This window comes from Paenibacillus sp. P3E (genome assembly GCF_001909045.1).
GTDB lineage: Bacteria > Bacillota > Bacilli > Paenibacillales > Paenibacillaceae > Paenibacillus_AQ > Paenibacillus_AQ helianthi.
On the sequence record NZ_LVWH01000119.1, the window covers coordinates 1 to 1146 of the forward strand.

Sequence of the window (1146 nt, forward strand, 5' to 3'; positions counted from 1 at the left end):
GTATATGAACATTCATTTTATTATTCACGAAGCTTTTGAGGGGCCAGGGACTTTTATGTCTTGGGCTAAAGTAAAGGAATATAATGTTAGTTACACATCTGTATACCTAGGAGAAAAGGTACCTGATGCCATAGAAAATATTGATTTTCTTATCGTTTTAGGTGGACCGCAATCCCCTGACACAACTATAGAGGAATGTCCACATTTTGACGCGGCAGCTGAAATTAAAATTATTAAAAATTGTATAGATGCAAAAAAAGTAGTATTAGGAGTGTGCTTGGGAGCCCAGCTTATTGGAGAAGCTCTCGGTGCAAAATATGAGCATAGCCCTGAGACTGAGATAGGATGCTACCCAATTACTTTTACTGAAGAAGGTCAAAATAATGATCTTTTTACACACTTTGGTAAAACAAGCATTGTTGGACATTGGCATAATGATATGCCAGGATTAACATCTAATAGTCAGATAATTGCATATAGCGAGGGGTGCCCTAGACAAATTGTAAGATATCAGAAGTTTGTGTACGGTTTTCAATGCCATCTGGAATTTAACCCTGAGTTGATTGAGTTATTGATCGAAAATTCAAAAGAAGAACTGTCTCGTGGATTAAATAAAAGTTTTGTTCAACAGCCTGAAAATTTACGTAAAAACAATTATGCAAAAATGGAAGAGCAATTAAATGTCTTTTTGACTAAATTAGTTAGAGAATATAACTCCAGATAATTATCAATTAATTAAAAATATTAACTATTTTGGATAAGGTTAGCCATTTGTGCTATGTCACGATTAAATATATGTCTGAAAAAAGTTAATCCATAAAGCGATCGATATCGATCGCTCTTTTATGTGCGCCTCACAGTCGCACTATCTAGGTGGTTCAAATCCACCCGGTGACTTTACCCTTTAAAGTGCCGTAGCCGAAGCAGACTTCCGGCAACCGAAGGTTGCCGGAAGGGCAGGGTGTCTTCCGTAAGGAAGAATCCGAAGGGCCTGCAGGCAAAGTCCAGCCCGGAATGCAGTGAACCAGAGGTGGCGGCGATGCTGGGTGACCCGCCGTAAAAACGGGGAAACCTATACGAAATCGTATATCTTACAGGAAAACACACAAAGGGAAATGACCTGCAAGACTCATCGACGTGATTAGG

General features: G+C 39.1%; 1 protein-coding gene. It reads left to right on the forward strand.

The features are described from left to right. A partial coding sequence (locus A3842_RS11355) for a glutamine amidotransferase-related protein (RefSeq protein ID WP_256701664.1) occupies nucleotides 1-724 on the forward strand: 724 nt, incomplete at its 5' end. Nucleotides 725-1146 lie beyond the last annotated feature (422 nt).